The sequence below is a fragment of the Vreelandella malpeensis genome (assembly GCF_020622355.1).
In the GTDB taxonomy this organism is placed as follows: Bacteria; Pseudomonadota; Gammaproteobacteria; order Pseudomonadales; family Halomonadaceae; genus Vreelandella; species Vreelandella malpeensis.
Window position 1 is genome coordinate 955,128 of the sequence record NZ_WHVL01000001.1, and the last position, 16,166, is coordinate 971,293.

Genomic DNA, 16,166 nt, shown 5'->3' on the forward strand with positions numbered 1-16,166 from the left:
ATGCCGGCCCTGCGCCGGCGCTCGTCGAATCCACGCCCGAAGGCGCTTGGCTCTTGAACCTGCTGCGAGTGGCGCCCCTTTTGGCAGCCATCTGACAGGGAGCATGACGAGTGGGTCGCGGATTATAGCGGCATTCACCACTTACCACAAGGCCCCTGGGGCCTGTCAATCACCGGGACGACGGCCGGGGATCGGGCGCGGCGGCGTTCGCCTTGACGCCTTACAGGCGTCCCCATAGCATAATCCCCACCAAGGCTTGCACGCGCCGCCTTCTCACCTGCCGCGATGACCCGATTTCATGACCAACGCCTCGCCTACTACAACGCCTGCCAGCCCGACGCCTTCACCGCTGCACGCCGTGGTGGCGAGCGACTTCGAGGCCGTGAACCGCACCATCGTCAGGCAGTTGAACTCCAGGGTGCCGCTGGTCGAGACCATCGGTCAGTACATCATCGAAAGCGGCGGCAAGCGCATGCGCCCGCTGCTGGTGCTGCTGGCCGCCCGGGCACTGGGTTACGAGGGCGACAAGCACATTCAGCTTGCCACCCTGATCGAGTTCATGCACACCTCGACACTCTTGCACGACGACGTGGTGGACGACTCGCACCTGCGCCGCGGCAAGAAGACCGCCAACGACGCCTGGGGCAACGCCCCCTCGGTGCTGGTCGGCGATTTTCTCTACTCGCGCTCGTTCCAGATGATGGTCGACGTCGGCTCGATGCGCATCATGGCGATCCTGTCGAGCGCGACCTGCATCATCGCCGAAGGCGAGGTGCTCCAGCTCACCAATATCGGCAACCCGAGCCTGTCTGAAGAGGCCTACTTCGAGACCATCCAGGGCAAGACCGCGATGCTGTTCGAGGCCGCCTCCCAGTGCGGCGCGGTGCTGGCGGACGCCACCCCGGAGCAGGAGCAGGCACTCAAGCACTACGGGCGCTACCTGGGGCTCGCCTTCCAGCTCATCGACGACCTGCTCGACTACCAGGGCGACTCTGATGCGATGGGCAAGAACGTCGGCGACGATCTCGCCGAAGGCAAGCCGACACTGCCCTTGATCCACGCTATGGAGCGCGGAACGCCGGAGGAAGCCAAGCTGATTCGCCAGGCGATCCGCCAGGGCGGGCTCGACCAGCTCGACGAGGTGCTCACCATCGTTCACCGCACGGGAGCGCTCGACTACACCCGTGCCCGCGCCGAGAAGATGGTAGAGAAGGCGCTGGCGGAGCTCGAGACGCTGCCGCCAAGCCCTTACCGCGATAGCATGGCAGATCTGGTGCGCATGGCGATCGCACGCCAGTCGTGAAAGCGGCGAGCCGGCAAAGAATTTATGCGTCGACGCTTGAAATTTTCCAGCTATCGGCGTAGTATCCATCTCCGTTATCGAGCGCCGGAATATAGCTCAGCTTGGTAGAGCGCTGCCTTCGGGAGGCAGAGGTCGTAGGTTCGAATCCTGCTATTCCGACCAGAAATTGCATCAAAAAAGGCCCCATCATCATCGATGGGGCCTTTTTTCGTTGCGCGGCTTCATGCGCCTCTTCACGCCATCTCAAGGGTTCGAACCGACGCCACCAGGTCGTTGAATCGCTCGCCCTGCACCAGCACGTGATCACGCAAAAGCGCTTCGGCGCGGGGGCCGTCGCCGGCTTCAATCGCGGCGACGATCGCTTCGTGCTCGGCCAGCGAGTTCTCGACGCGCATTCTTGCCTGCAGCTGCATGCGCCGGTAGGGCTGCAGCAGCGCGTGCAGCCGGGCGGCCTCCTGGGCGAGGAACGGGTTGTGACTGGCGGCGTAGATACAGTGATGAAAGACGCTGTTCTCGTAGTAGTAGCCGTTGATGTCGCGCTGCTCGGCCTTCGCGCGGCAGGCGTACAGCGCCTGGTGCAAGGCCGCGAGCTCCTCATCGCTTATGCGCCGGGCCGCCAGGCGACCGCACAGCCCCTCGAGCTCGGCCATCACCTCGAAGCGCTCGACCAGCTGCGTGACGCCCAGCCGAGTGACGAAAGTGCCGCGTTTGGGTACCACCTGCACCATGCCGGACACGGCGAGCTGCTGGATTGCCTCGCGGATCGGCGTGCGCGAGCAGGCGTACTCGAGCGCCAGCGCGTCCGGGTCGAGCCGCTCGCCCGGGGTGAAGCGCCCGGCGACGATCGCATCCTCGAGCAGGTCGCGCAGCCGCTGCGCCTGGGACACCTTCGCCATATGTCTACCCCCGTCTGTCTTGACGCATAAATTCGTTGCCTGTATCTGTTATATACAACATGACGCGCTGTTCAATATTTATCATGCCGAACGATAATGATAAACCGTCGGCACGGTAGAAGGCAGACCGCCCATTCGACGAACCAGAAGGCCAATGCGCATGCACATGAACATGACGTTTCTTCAGGGGCTGCTCACCAATATTTCAACGCGCACCCGCCAGCTCAGCGATGCGCTGGGCGCCGACAAGGGTAGCGAACACCACCTCACCGCGCTGACCGAGGCCTGCCAGGCCCTGATGGGCCGCACCGGCGAAGCGTCGCAGATCATGCTCGCCCAAAAGGCGCTGGCACACTACCGGGCGCTGAACGACGAGGAGCGGCTGGCCTTCTTCCAGCTCCTGGCCAACGACTACGCCGCCGAGCCCGCCGACATCCACAGCGCCTACGCGGTGTATCGCGAGCGCGAGGACAATGCCGCCCTCGAAACACTCTTCAATGCCTGCGAGCCGCGCCGCCAGACGCTCCTGCGCCGCTTGAACCTCTGCCCCGGAGGTACCTTCGACCTGGTCAACATGCGCGCCGACCTGCTCAAGTGCCTGCGCGAGGCGCCGGAACTTTCCGCGCTGGACAGCGACTTCGCGCACCTTTTCAGCTCCTGGTTCAACCGCGGCTTTCTGATGCTCGAAAGCATCGACTGGAACACCCCGGCGGCGGTGCTCGAAAAGCTCATCCGCTACGAGGCGGTGCACGAGATCGGCGACTGGCGCGACCTGCGCCGCCGCCTCGATCCGGAAGATCGGCGCTGCTACGCCTTCTTCCACCCGGCGACCGGCGACGAGCCGCTGATCTTCGTCGAAGTGGCGCTGTGCGACGGCATTCCCGGCAACGTTCAGCGCATTCTCGAGCACGGCGAGGAGCTGCCGCTGGAGGACGCCGACACCGCGGTGTTCTACAGCATCAGCAACTGTCAGGCCGGGCTCAAGGGCGTATCGTTCGGCAACTTCTTGATCAAGCAGGTGGTCCAGGAGTTGAGCCGCGAACTTCCCCAGATCAAGAACTTCGTCACGCTCTCGCCGGTGCCGGGCTTCGCCGACTGGCTCGAGGGCGCGCGCGAAAAGGCGACGCTGTCCGAGGAACTCACCATCTACCTCGACACCCATGAAAGCGAGACGCTCTCCTCCGCCGCTCACAAGGAGTTCATGCGCCTGGCGGCCCACTACCTGGTGGACGTCAAGCACAAGAGCGGTCAACCCTTGAACCCGGTGGCGCGCTTTCACCTGGGCAACGGCGCGAGCCTGCACCGCCTGAACTGGCAGGGTGATACCTCGGCCAAGGGGTTCAAGCAGTCCCACGCCCTGATGGTGAATTATCTCTACCAGCTCAACCGAATCGAGCAGAACCACGAAGCCTACAGCGTGAACCACACGGTGGTCTGCGCCAGCGACATTCGCCGCCAGGCCCATCAGGCCAGCCAGTACGTCGAGGCGAAAGCGCCGGCCAAGGCGTGACGACCCCCTGATAGCGCCTGCCGCAATAAAAAGGAGTCTCTCATGAACCACAACCTCTACTGCCACTTCTATCCGCACTTCGAGCGCGCCCCGGAGAAAGTGCTGATGGACACGCTCGATGGCCAGCGCTACCGCTACCAGGACGTGCTGAGTCTGAGTCGCCGGTTGGCCACCGTGCTCAAGGAGCTCGGCGTGTCGCCCGGCGACCGGGTCGCCGTCCAGGTCGACAAGAGTCCCGAGATCGTCATGCTGTATCTCGCCTGCCTGCAGATCGGCGCGGTCTACCTGCCGCTCAATACCGCCTATACCGACAGCGAAATCGACTACTTCCTGAACGATGCCGAGCCGCGCCTTTACGTCTGCCGCCCGGAAGCGCTGGAAAGCGCCCGTTCGATCGCCGAAAAAGCTGGCGTGGCGCATATCGAGAGCCTGGGCACCAAGGCCGACGGCAGCCTGATGGAGAAGGCAGACGCCGCCGAGGAGACGACGACGGTCGCCGAGGTCGCGGCCAATGATCTGGCGGCGATCCTCTATACCTCCGGCACCACCGGGCGCTCCAAGGGCGCGATGCTGAGCCACGAGAACCTCGCCTCCAACAGCCAGGCGTTGACCAAGGCCTGGCACTACGGCGAAAGCGACCACCTGATCCACGCGCTGCCGATCTTCCATACTCACGGGCTGTTCGTGGCCTGCAACGTGACGCTGATCAACGGCGCCTCGATGACGTTTCTGCCCAAGCTCGACATCGACGAGCTGCTCGATCTGATGCCCCACTCCACCATACTGATGGGCGTGCCGACCTTCTACACGCGCCTTCTGGCAAGCCCGCGCCTCGACCGCGAGGTGGTCGCCAACATGCGCCTGTTCATCTCCGGCTCCGCGCCGCTTCTGGCCGAAACCCATGAAGCGTTCAGCGAGCGCACCGGTCACGCCATCCTCGAGCGCTACGGCATGACCGAGACCAACATGAACACCTCCAACCCCTATGAGGGCGAGCGCCGCCCGGGCACCGTGGGCACGCCGCTGCCCGGCGTGACGGTGCGCATCACCGACCGCGAGACAGGCAGAGAGCTTGCCCAAGGCGAGACCGGGCTGGTCGAGCTGATCGGCCCCAACGTGTTCCAGGGCTACTGGCGCATGCCGGAGAAGACCAAGGCCGAGTTTCGCGACGATGGCTACTTCATCACCGGGGACCTTGGCCTGATCGACGAGCACGGCTATCTCAACATCGTCGGGCGCGACAAGGATCTGGTGATCTCCGGCGGCTACAACGTCTACCCCAAGGAGATCGAGCAGATCATCGACGACATGGAGGGCGTGGCGGAGTCCGCTGTGATCGGCGTGCGTCACACGGATCTCGGCGAAGGCGTGGTCGCGGTGGTGGTGCCCAAATCCCAGGGCGCCGTGAGCGAGACAGACGTGCTCACAGCACTCAAGGATGATCTCGCCCGCTACAAGCAGCCCAAACGCGTCTTCTTCGTGGAGGCGCTGCCGCGCAACGTGATGGGCAAGGTGCAGAAGAACCAGCTGCGCGACACCTTCGCCGACACGTTTTCCAGCACGTTTGATCGGAGAGACGCCACCGCCTGATGAGAACCACGGCGCCGCCAAGAGGCGGCGCTCCCCTGACAACAACGACAATACAACAAGGAAAACGCCATGGTCATTTACGGAGTCGCGCTGCTCGCCGGCTGCATGCTGGTCGGCCTGTGGGCTGGAGACGTGCTGGGCATGCTGCTCGGCGTGGAGTCCAACATCGGCGGTGTCGGTATCGCCATGCTGCTGCTGATCTTTCTCGGCGGCTATCTGATCGACAAGCAAAAGATGCCTCCCAGCACCGAAAGCGGCATCACCTTCTGGAACGGCATGTACATCCCCATCGTGGTCGCGATGGCGGCCAGCCAGAACGTGGCCGCCGCCATCGACGGCGGCCTGATCGCGCTGCTGGCAAGTCTGGTCGCGGTGGGCGCAAGCTTCGCGCTGGTGCCGGCATTGACCCGCCTGGGCCGCCCCGAGGCGCCCGCCACCGCCGATGTGCCGCAAAGTGATACGCCCGTGAACAAGGTCGCCTCGCGTGCCACCAGCGCATCGAAGACGAATAAGCGTACCTCCTCGGCGAAGCGCTCGCGCCACGCCCGCCCCCACCACGCCCGCTAAGGAGCCGTCTCATGCTCGAATCCCTCATGACGCAACTCGAGAAACAGCATCTGATCGCCGCCTTCGCGCTGGTGGGTGCGGCGATGTACGTGTCGTACCTGGTCAGCGCCAAGCTGACCAACGGCCGCGTCCACGGCTCCGCCATCGCTATCATGGTGGGGCTGGCGCTGGCTTATTTCGGCGGCATCACTACCGGCGGCAGCAAGGGGCTTGCCGATATCAGCCTGTTCGCCGGCCTCGGCTTGATGGGCGGCGGCATGCTGCGCGATCTGGCGATCATCGCCACCGCCTACGGCGTGCGCTTTCAGGAGATCCGCCAGGCCGGGCTCAGCGGCGTCATTGCGCTGTTTCTGGGGGTGGTCGTGTCCTTCGTCGCCGGGGTCGCGGTTGCCTTCGCCTTCGGCTACCGCGACCCGGTCGCCTTGACCACCCTCGGCGCCGGCACGGTGACCTATATCGTCGGCCCGATCGCCGGCGCCTCCATCGGCGCCTCCTCCGATGTGATCGCTCTCTCCATCGCCGCTGGCCTGTTCAAGTCGATCCTGGTGATGGTGCTCACGCCGATGGCGGCCAAGCGCATCGGTCTCGACAACCCGCGCTCGGCGATGATCTTCGGCGGGCTGATGGGCACCACCAGCGGCGTGGCAGCGGGCCTTGCCGCCACCGACCCGAAGCTGGTGCCTTACGGCGCCATGACCGCCACCTTCTACACCGGCCTCGGGGCGCTGCTGGCGCCTTCCGTGCTGTATCTGTGCGTGCGCGCGATCTTCTGATCCAGCGTGCAAAAACGACGACGCCGTGGCGATCACTCGCCACGGCGTTTTTCGTGCGTCAAGGACGCCTCAGCGCGCCTCGATCGCTCCGCGCCCCTTGAGTAGCGAGCGGGCGAGCATGCCGTAGGCCACCGCCCCGCAGGCGGCCATGGCCAGCACTACCGACGCGAGGGTGTGGGGCATCACGGCGGAGAGCGCGCTCAGGATACCGGCGATGCCGAACTGCGCCGCGCCCAGCAGGGCCGCGGCGGTGCCGCCGCTGGTGGGGAAGAACTCCATGTAGCAGGCCTGGATGTTGGGCGAGATCGCCCCCACCGCGCCGATGGTCAGCATCATGGCGGCCAGGAAGGCGTACATCGACCAGTCGAGAAACGCCGCCGCGAGCAGCAGCACCACGCCCACGGCCTGGCAGGCCGTCGCCATCTGCAGGATGCGCAGCGAGGCCAGGCGCGTCAGCAGCAGTCGGTTGGCGATGTTGAACGCCAGCATGGCGACGATGTTGGCGGCGAACAGCAGCGCGAACTCACTGCTCGTCTGGCCGAAATGCCCCTGGTAGATGAACGAGGCGTAGGTGATGAACATCATCAGACACGAGAACGACCCCGCCTGCCAGGCGATGAAGGCCATGGCCGGCCGGGTCGAGAGCACCTGCTTGTAGCGCGCCCAGAGGCTCATCTGCGGGCTTTTGGCCCGCGACACCTTGCCGGGCCCGGTGAACACCGCGCGGATCAGCAGCGGCACCAGCGCCAGCGCGTAGGCGGCCAGGGCGAAGAAGATGTAGTGCCAGGAGCCGATCGCCAGTATGGCGCTGCCCACGCTCGGCGCGATCCCCGGGGCAAGCACCATGATGAAGCCCATCATCGAGAAGAGCTTGGCGGCGTCGCGCCCGGCCACCCGGTCGCGCACCAGCGCCGGCACCGAGACCAGCGTCCAGCCGGCGCCGAAGGCCTGCACCGCGCGTCCGCCGAGCAGTTCGCCGAGCGAGTCCGCAAGGCCGATGACCACGCTCGCCGCGGCGAAGATCGCAAGCCCGCCCATCAGCACGCGCTGGCGCCCGAAGCGGTCCGATAGCGCCCCACCGACCAGTTGACCAAGCGCCAGGGCGATGACGTAGACCGACACGCTCAGCGAAACCGACTGCTGGGAGACGCCCAGCGTCTCGCCGATGACCGGGAAGGCGGGCAGGTAGGTGTCCATGGAGAAGGGACCGAGCATCATGGTCAGCGCCAGGCTCAGCACCACGATGAAGGGCGTCTTGGTGTGGGTCATGGGAACTCGCGGCAGCAGGATCGGAATCGAAGGTGCTTCGTCATGATACGGCGCGCGGGCCCATCCGGCCAGTTGCGCCCGCGCGTCACACCAGCCGTTGCTCCGCCTCGCGCACAAGCCTCGCCGTCAGCTCGCGCAAGAGCTTCCCGCCCTGACGCCAGGAGTGCCAGTAGAGCGGCACGTCGACCCCTTCGCCGGGGCAGATCTCGACCAGCGCGCCACGCTCGAGTGCTTGGCGAATCTGAAGCGCCGGCACCAGCCCCCAGCCCAGGCCGCTTTCGAGCATGCGCACGAAGCCTTCCGAGGAGGGTACGATGTGATGGACGAAGCCGTCCGCCACGCCCAGGCGCGCCGCGAAGCGGTGCTGGAGGCGGTCATCAATACCGAAGATCACCGCCGGGGCGTGGAACAGCCGCTCGGCACTCACGCCGCCCTTGAAGTGACGCTCGACGAAGGCGGGGCTCGCCACGCCCAAGTAGCGCATCGCGCCCAGCGCCACGCTCTCGGCGCCAGCCACCGGTCGCGACTCGGCGCATACGCAGCCCGCCACGTCGCCGGCGCGCATGCGCTTGAGGCCCACGTCCTGATCCTCGACCACCAGTTCGAGCAGCACCCGACGCTCGTCGCAGAACGCCGCCACCGCCTCGGCCCACCAGGTGGCGAGGCTGTCGGCGTTGAGCGCCACGCGCAGCCGGTGCGTGCCGGCCTCGTTGAGCGCCGGCACCTGGCCGCCCAGGTCGCGCTCGAGCAGACGCACTTGTTGTACGTGGTTGAGAAGCTGCCGACCGACCGCCGTGGGCGCCGGCGGATTTCCCCGTACGAGCACCGGCTGGCCCAGGCGCGCCTCCAGCAGCTTGACGCGCTGGGAGACCGCCGACTGGGTCAGGCCCAGCGCCTGGGCGCCGCGTTCGAAGCCGCCCTGCTCGACCACGGCGGCCAGGGCATCCAACAACTTGTAGTCGAGCATCAGTTTTCCTAATACCTCATGGCGATTATTCGTTTCGTTTATACCTGCTCACGCCCCACACTCCCAGCGCATCGCGAGCTATATCGCGACTTTCAATCGATTCGACGAGGAGGGACCCGTGGGACTGAGCTATATCAACGGCCTGGTAATGGGACTTGGGCTGATCGTGGCGATCGGCGCGCAGAACGCCTTCGTGCTCTCCCAGAGCCTGCGCCGCGAACACCCGCTGGCGGTGGCGCTGGTATGCATCGTCTGCGACGCGCTGCTGATCGTCGCCGGCGTGTTCGGGCTTGCCAACCTGCTTCACCAGAGCCCGGTGCTGCTGGCGCTGGCCCGCTACGGCGGCGCGGCGTTTCTGATCGTCTACGCCCTGCAGGCGCTGACCCGGGCGCTTAAAAGCGATGCCCTGACGGTGCGTCAGAGCGCGCCCCGACCGCTTGTGGCGGTGCTGGCGGCCACGCTTGCGGTGACGCTTTTGAACCCGCACGTCTATCTCGATACGGTGCTGCTGATCGGCTCCCTCGGCGCCCAGCAACCCTCGCCCGGTGCCTTCGCGCTCGGCGCGGTGTGCGCCTCGACGCTGTGGTTCAGCGCGCTGGCCCTGGCCGGCACGCGCCTGGCGCCGCTGCTGGCAAGGCCTCTGACCTGGCGGCTGATCGATCTGCTGGTGGCGGCCATGATGCTCGCCATCGCCCTGCAGCTGCTTCTCGGCGGCCATTGAAGGCGCGAAAAGTAGCCTGCTAAGAGATGTGCTAAGCTTGGCGGCCCGCTTTCGAGAGGTTCCGGATGACCGCCATTTCCCACAGCACGCACACCAAGGCCGTACTGCTCTTCGCCAGCACCATGACCGTGATGTCCGGGGCGATCATCTCGCCGGCACTGCCCGGCATCGGCCGCTTCTACGCGGACGCCCCGCAGGTGTTGATCCAGCTGATCCTGACGCTGCCGGCGCTGATGATCACGCTGTTCAGCCCGCTGATGGGCTATCTGGCCGATCGTTTCGGGCGCAAGCCGCTTCTGATGATGATGCTCTCGGTCTACGGGTTGGCCGGCGCCTCGGGCTTTCTGATCGATGACGTCAACCTGCTGCTGGCATCAAGAGCGCTGATGGGCGTGGCGGTGGCAGGAATTCTGAGCATCAGCACCACATTGGTGGGCGACTACTTCAGCGGCGCCGAGCGGGTACGCTTTCTGGGCCTTCAAAGCAGCGCCATGGCGCTCGGCGGGGTGATCTTCATCAACCTGGGCGGGCTTTTGTCCGACTGGAGCTGGCGCGGGCCGTTTCTTCTTTACCTCACCGGGGTGCTGCTGCTGCCCTACGCGCTGTTAGTGCTGCGCGAACCGAGCCGGGTAACAGGGGAAAGCGCGGCGCACCAGGCGCCCTTCGCGCGACTCGATCTCGGGCGTACCGCGCTTGCCTACCTGATCGCCATGATCAGCATGATGATGTTCTACCTTTTCCCGGCCCAGCTGCCGTTTCTGCTCGCCGAGCAGGGGGTGGAAAGCGGCCTTGCCATCGGCGCGGCGCTCTCCATGGCCGCGCTCACCGCAAGCCTGGTGAGCTTCTGCTATGGCCGGATCAAGGCGCACCTCTCAGTGATGTCGGTCTACGTGCTGGGCTTTAGCGTCGCCGCGGCCGGTCTTTTCATCACAGGCGCCGCCCACGGCTACGCCATGGCGGTCATCGGCGCGGCGGTGGCGGGGCTGGGTCTTGGGCTGTTCATGCCCAACACCACCACCTGGCTGATGCGCATCACTCCGGAGCGGGTGCGCGGGCGGGTGTTCGGCGGCTTCACTTCGACCTTCTTCTTCGGTCAGTTCATCTCGCCGATCGTCGTCTCCGGGATCTCGCCCTGGCTCGATTCGCTGCGCGAGGTGTACCTGGCGATGGGGCTTCTGTGCGTGACGCTGGCGGTGGTGGTGGCGGTGCTGGGCAGAACGCTTCTGAAGGCCGATAGCGCCCTCTAGCGCGCCAGCAGCCGCTCATAGAGTGCGACGTAGTCGCGCGCCATGCGCTCGGCGGTGAAGCGCTCCAGAAAGCGCTCGCGGATGCGGCCGCGGTCAAGCTCCGCCAGCAGCGCCACTGCGGCCGTGGCTTCTTCGATCGAGTCGACGATGAATCCCGTCACGCCGTGCTCGATCACCTCCTCGACGCTGCCGTTGCGCCAGGCGATGACCGGCGTGCCGCAGGCCATCGCCTCGATCATCACAAGCCCGAAGGGCTCCGGCCAGTCGATGGGAAACAGAAGCGCCTTCGCGCCGCTCAGAAGCGCCTGCTTCTGCGTATCGTCGATGGTACCGACGTGAACGATGGATTCATCGAGCTCGCCTGCCACGTGGGCGTCGAACCAGCCCGGGTTGCCCACGTCCACGCCGCCGGCGAGCCTCAACGCATGGCCGGTTCTTCGCGCCACCTCGATGGCGCGGTCCGGACGTTTCTGGTCGGTCATCCGGCCGATGAACGCCAGATAGCCGCCGTCGCCCGTCCCTAGCGTGAAGCGCTTGGCCTTGAGCCCGTGGTGGATGACCCCGGCGAGGTTCGCCTCGGGAATGGCGCGGGCCTGGGCGTGGGAGATCCCCGCCACGGGAAGGTCGGGAAAGCCCTCGAAGAAGAGCGTGCGGTCGAGCTCGTCGACCCGCCAGTGCACGGTGGTGAGACTATGGCGGCGACGGCTGCCCAGAAGCGCCGCGTGGGCGAACTCGCCGTGGCAGTGGATCACGTCGAACTCGTCGAGGTGCGCGCGCAGCGTTTCCAGCACCCGCGCTTCGAGCACGCCGGGCACCCCGGGCGGCACCTGGCCGTGTTGGCGCTCGAGTGCGTAAAGGCTCGGCGCACAGGCCAGATGGCGCGCCGGCGTCCGGCAGTCCGAGGGGCCGATCAGCGTGACATCGTAACCAAGGTTAAAGAGCGCTTCGGTCAAGTCGGCCACAATGCGTTCAGTCCCCCCGCTGCCCGGCGGCGGGGTGGGAAAGATAACTGGAGCAACCTGGGCGATGCGTATACGCTTTTCGATGGGCATAGCGTGTTCGGCCTCAAAGTGAAAAGGAATTCACGACATGCATATCGTACATATCGCGTTGCAGGGCTGCCTTCGGGGCAGCGAGGTCGAATACGGCGTGACGGCAGATACCGGCGGGCACATTCGCTACCTGCTGGAACTCGTGGAGGCCAGCGCCCGCGACCCCGCCGTGACGCGTATAACGTTAGTCACCCGCGCCTTCGAGTGCCAGTTCAGCGACATCGACTACACCCTCGCCCATGAGCGGGTGGGCCCCAAGGTCGAGCTGGTTCGCCTGGCCACCCAGAGCCCCGGCTATCTTTCCAAGGAAGCGCTGTGGCGGGAGCTGCCCTCCTTCGTCGAGGCGCTGGACGCCTGGCTCGATACCCAGCCAGACGCCCCGGACATTCTGCACGCCCACTACGCCGATGCTGGCGAGGTCGCCGCCGAGATCCAGGCGCGTCGCGGCATTCCCTTCGTGTTCACCGCTCATTCGCTGGGGCGCAGCAAGCTCAAGTGCCTGGCCGACGGCGATATCGACGAGCCGACCCGGGCAGCACTCGCCCGACGCATCGTGTTCGAGGAGCGCGCGATCCGCGAGGCGGCACTGATCGTCGCAAGCTCGCGCGACGAGGCCGAGAGCCAGTACGCCGACTACGACCACTACACGCCGGGCAAGATTCGCGTGATCGCCCCGGGCAGCCATCTCGACGCGTTCGCGACCGCCCGCTCGACCCCGGCGGTCGAGTCGCTGCTCGCGCCTTTTCTGGTCGACCCCGACAAGCCCGCGTTGATCGCCATCGCCCGGCCGGTGACGCGCAAGAACCTGGCCACCCTGGTGCGCGCCTTCGGCGAGAACGCCGCGCTCAGGGAGAAGGCGAACCTGGTGATCGTCGCCGGCGTGCGCGATCACATCGACGCGCTCGAGCCGGAGCTTGCCGACAACCTGCACGAACTTCTGACCCTGATCGACGATTTCGACCTCTACGGCCACGTCGCCTACCCCAAACACCACGCCCCGGAGGACGTCAAGGCGCTCTACGCCTGGGCGCGCGAGCGCCACGGGGTCTTCGTCAATCCGGCGCTCAACGAGCCCTTCGGCCTGACGCTGCTGGAAGCCGCCGCGGCGGGGCTTCCGCTGATCGCCACCGACAGCGGCGGGCCCAACGACATCATCGAGCAGTGCGCCAACGGCGTGCTGGTCAACCCCCGGCGCCCCGATGACATCGCTCGAGCGGCGCTTGCGCTGCTCGACGACCCGGCGCGCTGGCAGGCCATGGCGGACAACGGCCGCCGGGCGGTGCTGGCCTTCGACTGGCAGCGCCACGCCGAGCGCTACCACGACCTCGTGGCCCGTCTGCTGCGCCCGCCCCGGCGCTCCATCCTCGAGGGGGTCACGGCGCTTCTGATCTGCGATATCGACAACACTCTGACCGGCTCGCCGATGGGCGTGCTGGCGTTCAACACCTGGTTCGCCGAACAGAGAGGGCTCGGCTTCGGCGTGGCCACCGGGCGAAGCTTCCACAGCGCCCTGGCGATTCTCTCCCAGGCGGGCATTCCCTACCCGCCGCTGATCATCTCTTCGGTGGGCACCGAGATTCACTACCTCAACGACGACGGCGTCACCTACCGGAAAGACTCCGCCTGGCTTGCCACCCTCGACCGCCGCTGGCAGCGCGAGGCGCTCAGCGAGGCGCTTGGCGAGTTCGATGCCATCACGCCCCAGGGGCCGCTCGAGCAGCGCCGCCACAAGCTCAGCTTCCTGAGTGACGACAGCGACGACATCACCCTGCGCCTGACCCGCCACCTCCAGCAGCGCGGGCTACGCTGTACCGTGGTCCACAGCCACGGGCGCTACGTCGACATCCTGCCCGAAACCGCCTCCAAGGGCCTGGCGGTCGCGCACGTGCGCGCGCACCTCGGGGTCGACGAAGCAGCACTCTACGTGGCGGGGGATTCCGGCAACGACCTGGACATGCTGCGCGCCTCGAAATGCTCGATCCTGGTGGCCAACTACAGCGACGGCCTGGCCCAGGCGCCGGGCATGGACCACGTCTACGTCGCCCGCGCCTCCCACGCCCAGGGAGTGATCGAGGGCGTGCAGCACTTCCAGGGCCGCTCGCCGACGCCTGCGGCCAAGGACATCGCCTCATGAAGATCAGCGCACTTACCCTGGTGCGCGGGCGCCGCGAGCACCTGATCAACCTGATGCAAAGCCTCGACGCCCAGACCCGCCCGCCGGACGAGCTGGTGATCGCCTGGATGCAGCCGACGGCGCATGTGAACCTGCCCGAGGTCGGCTTTCCCGTGCACCACGTGTTCGTCGAGGGCGAAGCGCTGCCGCTCGCCCGCGCCCGTAACGCTGCGGTCGAGGCGGCATCCTTCGACGCCCTGGTGTTTCTCGACGTCGACTGCATCGCATCACCCACGCTCATCGGCCGCTACCGCCAGGCGCTGCTTGAGCGCGCCGCGCTCTATATCGGCGAGGTGCACTACCTGGCCGCCGGAGCGGTGCCGCGCCTCGAGAGCGGCGCGCTCGATATCGAGGCGCTTTACGCCGAAGGCGAGCGTCACCCGGCACGCCCGGCGCTCGACGAGCACGAGCTGCGCCCGGAGCCGGACCACGGCAACCTGTGGGGGCTGTCGTTCGCGCTGATGAAGGCAGATCATCGCCGCGCCGGCGGCATGGACGAAGGCTATGTGGGCTATGGCGGCGAGGAAACCGACTACGCCTGGCGGCTCGAAAGCGCCGGCGTTCCGCTTTTCTGGGTCGGCGGGGCGCTTGCCTGGCACCAGCACCACGCGGTGTACGCACCGCCCTGGCCGCACTTCGAGGCGATCATCGAGAACGCCCGGCGCTTTCACGCCCGCTGGGGGCGCTGGTGCATGGAGTACTGGCTGGATCAGTTTGCCAAAGCCGGGGCGATCCGCTGGTCGCCCCGGGCGGCGGATATCGAGCTTCTTCGCTACCCGACGCGAGATGACATCGAGCGCGCGCGCCTGCCCGAGAGCGCGCGCTTTGGCTAGCGGTTGACAGCCTGCGCCAGCGCCGCGTCCACAGCCTTGGCATTGAGCGCGGCGGCGGTGGGCTCGCCTTCCCAGAGCCGATCGACGCAGGCCTCCAGCCACTCGGCGGCGCGGCGGGCGGCGTCTTCGTCGAACAGCGTGGTCAGGCGCTCGACGTCGAGCCCGCGCGCCTTTTCCAGTACTGCCTGCCAGCCGGCGAAGTCCCCCGGCCACACCGGCATGTTCACTGCCGCCCCGAGCTCGGCCAGCCGTTCGGCCTTGCGCACCTGCTCGCCGAAGTAGCGCCACTCCGGCGCGACGATATAGGGGCGTCCCAGCATGGCGATCTCGTGCACCGTGTTGTCGCCGGCGGAGGCGAGCACGATGTCGCTGGCGGCAAGATACTCCACCACGTTCTCCACCCAGCCGCGGTTGACCAGATTGGCGAAGTCGGTTTCATGACCCTCCAGATGCAGCGGACCGATGGTGATGAAGAGTGTCTCGGGCGCGGCGCGGGCGGCCATGGTGAGCGGTGCATAAGGCGTGCCCGCCCCGCCGCCGCCGGTCAGCGCGACGACGATCTCGCGATCCGGGTCGAGTCCCAGCCGTGCACGCGCCTCCTCGCGGCTCGGCACGCTCGCCGTGGTGGTGCAAAGCCCGCCGCTGTAGAAGGTTTTCTTGCGCAGATGGGCCGGGTAATCCGCCTGCTCCAGGCGCTCGTCGAAGGGCGCGAGCATGGCGACACTCGCCTCATAGGCGCCCAGGTGGCCCGGGTCGTTGCGATCGCCGTGCATGCGAATGCTTACCGCCGGGATGCTGGCGATGCGCGACAGCAGCGCCAGCTCCGCCGAGACGTCGATCACGAATAGCCCCGCGTCGATGTCGTCGAGGTGATCGAGCACGCCGCGCATGGTCTGGCGCATCTCGGCCACGCCCATGGGCACGCAGTGCATCACGGGTGGCGTGGGCTGGTCGAAAAGCGCCTGGGTCGGCACCGCGGCGCCAATCATGTTGGGCAGGGCCACCACATCGATGTCGCGCTCGAAGCCGTCGAACAGGCTGGGATCGGCGGTCATCACGCTGACCGGGCGCTCCTTCGAGAAGTGGCGGATGATCGCCATGGCGCGGCGGGCGTGGCCGCGGCCCTGGTGATGGACGAAAAAGCTGATCGGTTTCTTGGCAGTCATGAGTCACACGTTCCGTTGTGGTGGCAGGTCCGCGTGGCCGTGGTGAACGGCGTTCCTTCGCGGCGGTTTGTTGGTAGGCTTGTACCAGCATAGCCGCCG

At 66.5% G+C, this 16,166-nt stretch carries 14 protein-coding genes and 1 tRNA gene; 10 read left to right on the forward strand and 5 right to left on the reverse strand.

Features of this window, described 5'->3' with window-relative positions; translation table 11 throughout:
• The first annotated feature begins 298 nt into the window (after nt 1–298).
• Entirely contained in the window at nt 299–1,303 is a 1,005-nt protein-coding gene (gene ispB / locus GEV37_RS04380) for an octaprenyl diphosphate synthase (protein ID WP_227388989.1), read from the forward strand.
• Between the two features lie 85 nt (nt 1,304–1,388).
• Nucleotides 1,389–1,465 (forward strand) — tRNA-Pro (locus GEV37_RS04385).
• Nucleotides 1,466–1,536: 71 nt separating this feature from the next.
• Here GEV37_RS04385 and GEV37_RS04390 read toward each other — a convergent pair.
• Nucleotides 1,537–2,199 (reverse strand): GntR family transcriptional regulator, encoded by a 663-nt coding sequence (locus GEV37_RS04390; RefSeq protein WP_227388990.1) that lies wholly within the window; start codon nt 2,197–2,199, stop codon nt 1,537–1,539.
• Between the two features lie 166 nt (nt 2,200–2,365).
• Between GEV37_RS04390 and GEV37_RS04395 the strand changes: the two genes are divergently transcribed.
• The 4 genes from GEV37_RS04395 (at nt 2,366) to madM (ending at nt 6,639) form a co-directional block, all read left to right on the forward strand.
• Nucleotides 2,366–3,709 carry a malonyl-CoA decarboxylase gene (locus GEV37_RS04395; protein ID WP_227388992.1) on the forward strand — a complete coding sequence of 448 codons (1,344 nt, stop codon included), beginning with the start codon at nt 2,366–2,368 and terminating at the stop codon, nt 3,707–3,709.
• Nucleotides 3,710–3,751: 42 nt separating this feature from the next.
• Nucleotides 3,752–5,299, forward strand: a complete 1,548-nt coding sequence (locus GEV37_RS04400) for a malonate--CoA ligase (protein ID WP_227388993.1) — start codon at nt 3,752–3,754, stop codon at nt 5,297–5,299.
• A gap of 69 nt (nt 5,300–5,368) precedes the next feature.
• Nucleotides 5,369–5,866 carry a malonate transporter subunit MadL gene (madL, locus tag GEV37_RS04405; protein WP_227388995.1) on the forward strand — a complete coding sequence of 166 codons (498 nt, stop codon included), beginning with the start codon at nt 5,369–5,371 and terminating at the stop codon, nt 5,864–5,866.
• A gap of 11 nt (nt 5,867–5,877) precedes the next feature.
• Nucleotides 5,878–6,639 (forward strand): malonate transporter subunit MadM, encoded by a 762-nt coding sequence (gene madM, locus GEV37_RS04410; protein WP_227388996.1) that lies wholly within the window; start codon nt 5,878–5,880, stop codon nt 6,637–6,639.
• 69 nt (nt 6,640–6,708) lie between these two features.
• Here the strand turns inward: madM and GEV37_RS04415 are convergent, their stop codons facing one another.
• Both GEV37_RS04415 and GEV37_RS04420 read right to left on the reverse strand, forming a co-directional pair.
• Complete coding sequence (locus GEV37_RS04415; protein ID WP_227388998.1) at nt 6,709–7,908, reverse strand: Bcr/CflA family efflux MFS transporter; 1,200 nt, start codon at nt 7,906–7,908, stop codon at nt 6,709–6,711.
• Between the two features lie 85 nt (nt 7,909–7,993).
• Nucleotides 7,994–8,875 (reverse strand): LysR family transcriptional regulator ArgP, encoded by an 882-nt coding sequence (locus GEV37_RS04420; protein ID WP_227389000.1) that lies wholly within the window; start codon nt 8,873–8,875, stop codon nt 7,994–7,996.
• A 118-nt stretch (nt 8,876–8,993) separates the two neighbouring features.
• Between GEV37_RS04420 and GEV37_RS04425 the strand changes: the two genes are divergently transcribed.
• Both GEV37_RS04425 and GEV37_RS04430 read left to right on the forward strand, forming a co-directional pair.
• Complete coding sequence (locus GEV37_RS04425) at nt 8,994–9,596, forward strand: LysE/ArgO family amino acid transporter (RefSeq protein WP_227389001.1); 603 nt, start codon at nt 8,994–8,996, stop codon at nt 9,594–9,596.
• Nucleotides 9,597–9,661: 65 nt separating this feature from the next.
• The gene (locus GEV37_RS04430) at nt 9,662–10,843 is read left to right on the forward strand and encodes an MFS transporter (protein WP_227389002.1); all 1,182 of its coding nucleotides are present in this window, start codon (nt 9,662–9,664) and stop codon (nt 10,841–10,843) included.
• On the opposite strand, the gene GEV37_RS04435 is transcribed toward GEV37_RS04430, so the two are convergent.
• Complete coding sequence (locus GEV37_RS04435) at nt 10,840–11,895, reverse strand: glycosyltransferase family 4 protein (protein ID WP_227389004.1); 1,056 nt, start codon at nt 11,893–11,895, stop codon at nt 10,840–10,842. The genes GEV37_RS04430 and GEV37_RS04435 overlap by 4 nt on opposite strands.
• A 37-nt stretch (nt 11,896–11,932) precedes the next feature.
• On the opposite strand from GEV37_RS04435, the gene GEV37_RS04440 reads away from it, so the two are divergent.
• Both GEV37_RS04440 and GEV37_RS04445 read left to right on the forward strand, forming a co-directional pair.
• The gene (locus tag GEV37_RS04440) at nt 11,933–14,029 is read left to right on the forward strand and encodes an HAD-IIB family hydrolase (protein ID WP_227389006.1); all 2,097 of its coding nucleotides are present in this window, start codon (nt 11,933–11,935) and stop codon (nt 14,027–14,029) included.
• Nucleotides 14,026–14,901, forward strand: a complete 876-nt coding sequence (locus GEV37_RS04445; protein ID WP_227389008.1) for a glycosyltransferase family 2 protein — start codon at nt 14,026–14,028, stop codon at nt 14,899–14,901. Before GEV37_RS04440 ends, GEV37_RS04445 begins: the two co-directional genes overlap by 4 nt.
• Here GEV37_RS04445 and GEV37_RS04450 read toward each other — a convergent pair.
• Entirely contained in the window at nt 14,898–16,067 is a 1,170-nt protein-coding gene (locus tag GEV37_RS04450; protein ID WP_227389009.1) for a glycosyltransferase, read from the reverse strand. The two genes, GEV37_RS04445 and GEV37_RS04450, sit on opposite strands and share 4 nt — an antisense overlap.
• Nucleotides 16,068–16,166: the final 99 nt, after the last annotated feature.

Excerpts from the sequence above, each read along its gene's own strand:
- GEV37_RS04435 (WP_227389004.1), bottom strand. The coding sequence starts at position 11,895 with ATGCCCATCGAAAAGCGTATACGCATCGCCCAGGTTGCTCCAGTTATC.
- madL (WP_227388995.1), top strand. The coding sequence starts at position 5,369 with ATGGTCATTTACGGAGTCGCGCTGCTCGCCGGCTGCATGCTGGTCGGC.
- GEV37_RS04445 (WP_227389008.1), top strand. The coding sequence starts at position 14,026 with ATGAAGATCAGCGCACTTACCCTGGTGCGCGGGCGCCGCGAGCACCTG.
- GEV37_RS04395 (WP_227388992.1), top strand. The coding sequence starts at position 2,366 with ATGAACATGACGTTTCTTCAGGGGCTGCTCACCAATATTTCAACGCGC.
- GEV37_RS04430 (WP_227389002.1), top strand. The coding sequence starts at position 9,662 with ATGACCGCCATTTCCCACAGCACGCACACCAAGGCCGTACTGCTCTTC.
- GEV37_RS04440 (WP_227389006.1), top strand. The coding sequence starts at position 11,933 with ATGCATATCGTACATATCGCGTTGCAGGGCTGCCTTCGGGGCAGCGAG.
- GEV37_RS04420 (WP_227389000.1), bottom strand. The coding sequence starts at position 8,875 with ATGCTCGACTACAAGTTGTTGGATGCCCTGGCCGCCGTGGTCGAGCAG.
- ispB (WP_227388989.1), top strand. The coding sequence starts at position 299 with ATGACCAACGCCTCGCCTACTACAACGCCTGCCAGCCCGACGCCTTCA.
- GEV37_RS04415 (WP_227388998.1), bottom strand. The coding sequence starts at position 7,908 with ATGACCCACACCAAGACGCCCTTCATCGTGGTGCTGAGCCTGGCGCTG.
- GEV37_RS04390 (WP_227388990.1), bottom strand. The coding sequence starts at position 2,199 with ATGGCGAAGGTGTCCCAGGCGCAGCGGCTGCGCGACCTGCTCGAGGAT.
- GEV37_RS04450 (WP_227389009.1), bottom strand. The coding sequence starts at position 16,067 with ATGACTGCCAAGAAACCGATCAGCTTTTTCGTCCATCACCAGGGCCGC.
- GEV37_RS04400 (WP_227388993.1), top strand. The coding sequence starts at position 3,752 with ATGAACCACAACCTCTACTGCCACTTCTATCCGCACTTCGAGCGCGCC.
- madM (WP_227388996.1), top strand. The coding sequence starts at position 5,878 with ATGCTCGAATCCCTCATGACGCAACTCGAGAAACAGCATCTGATCGCC.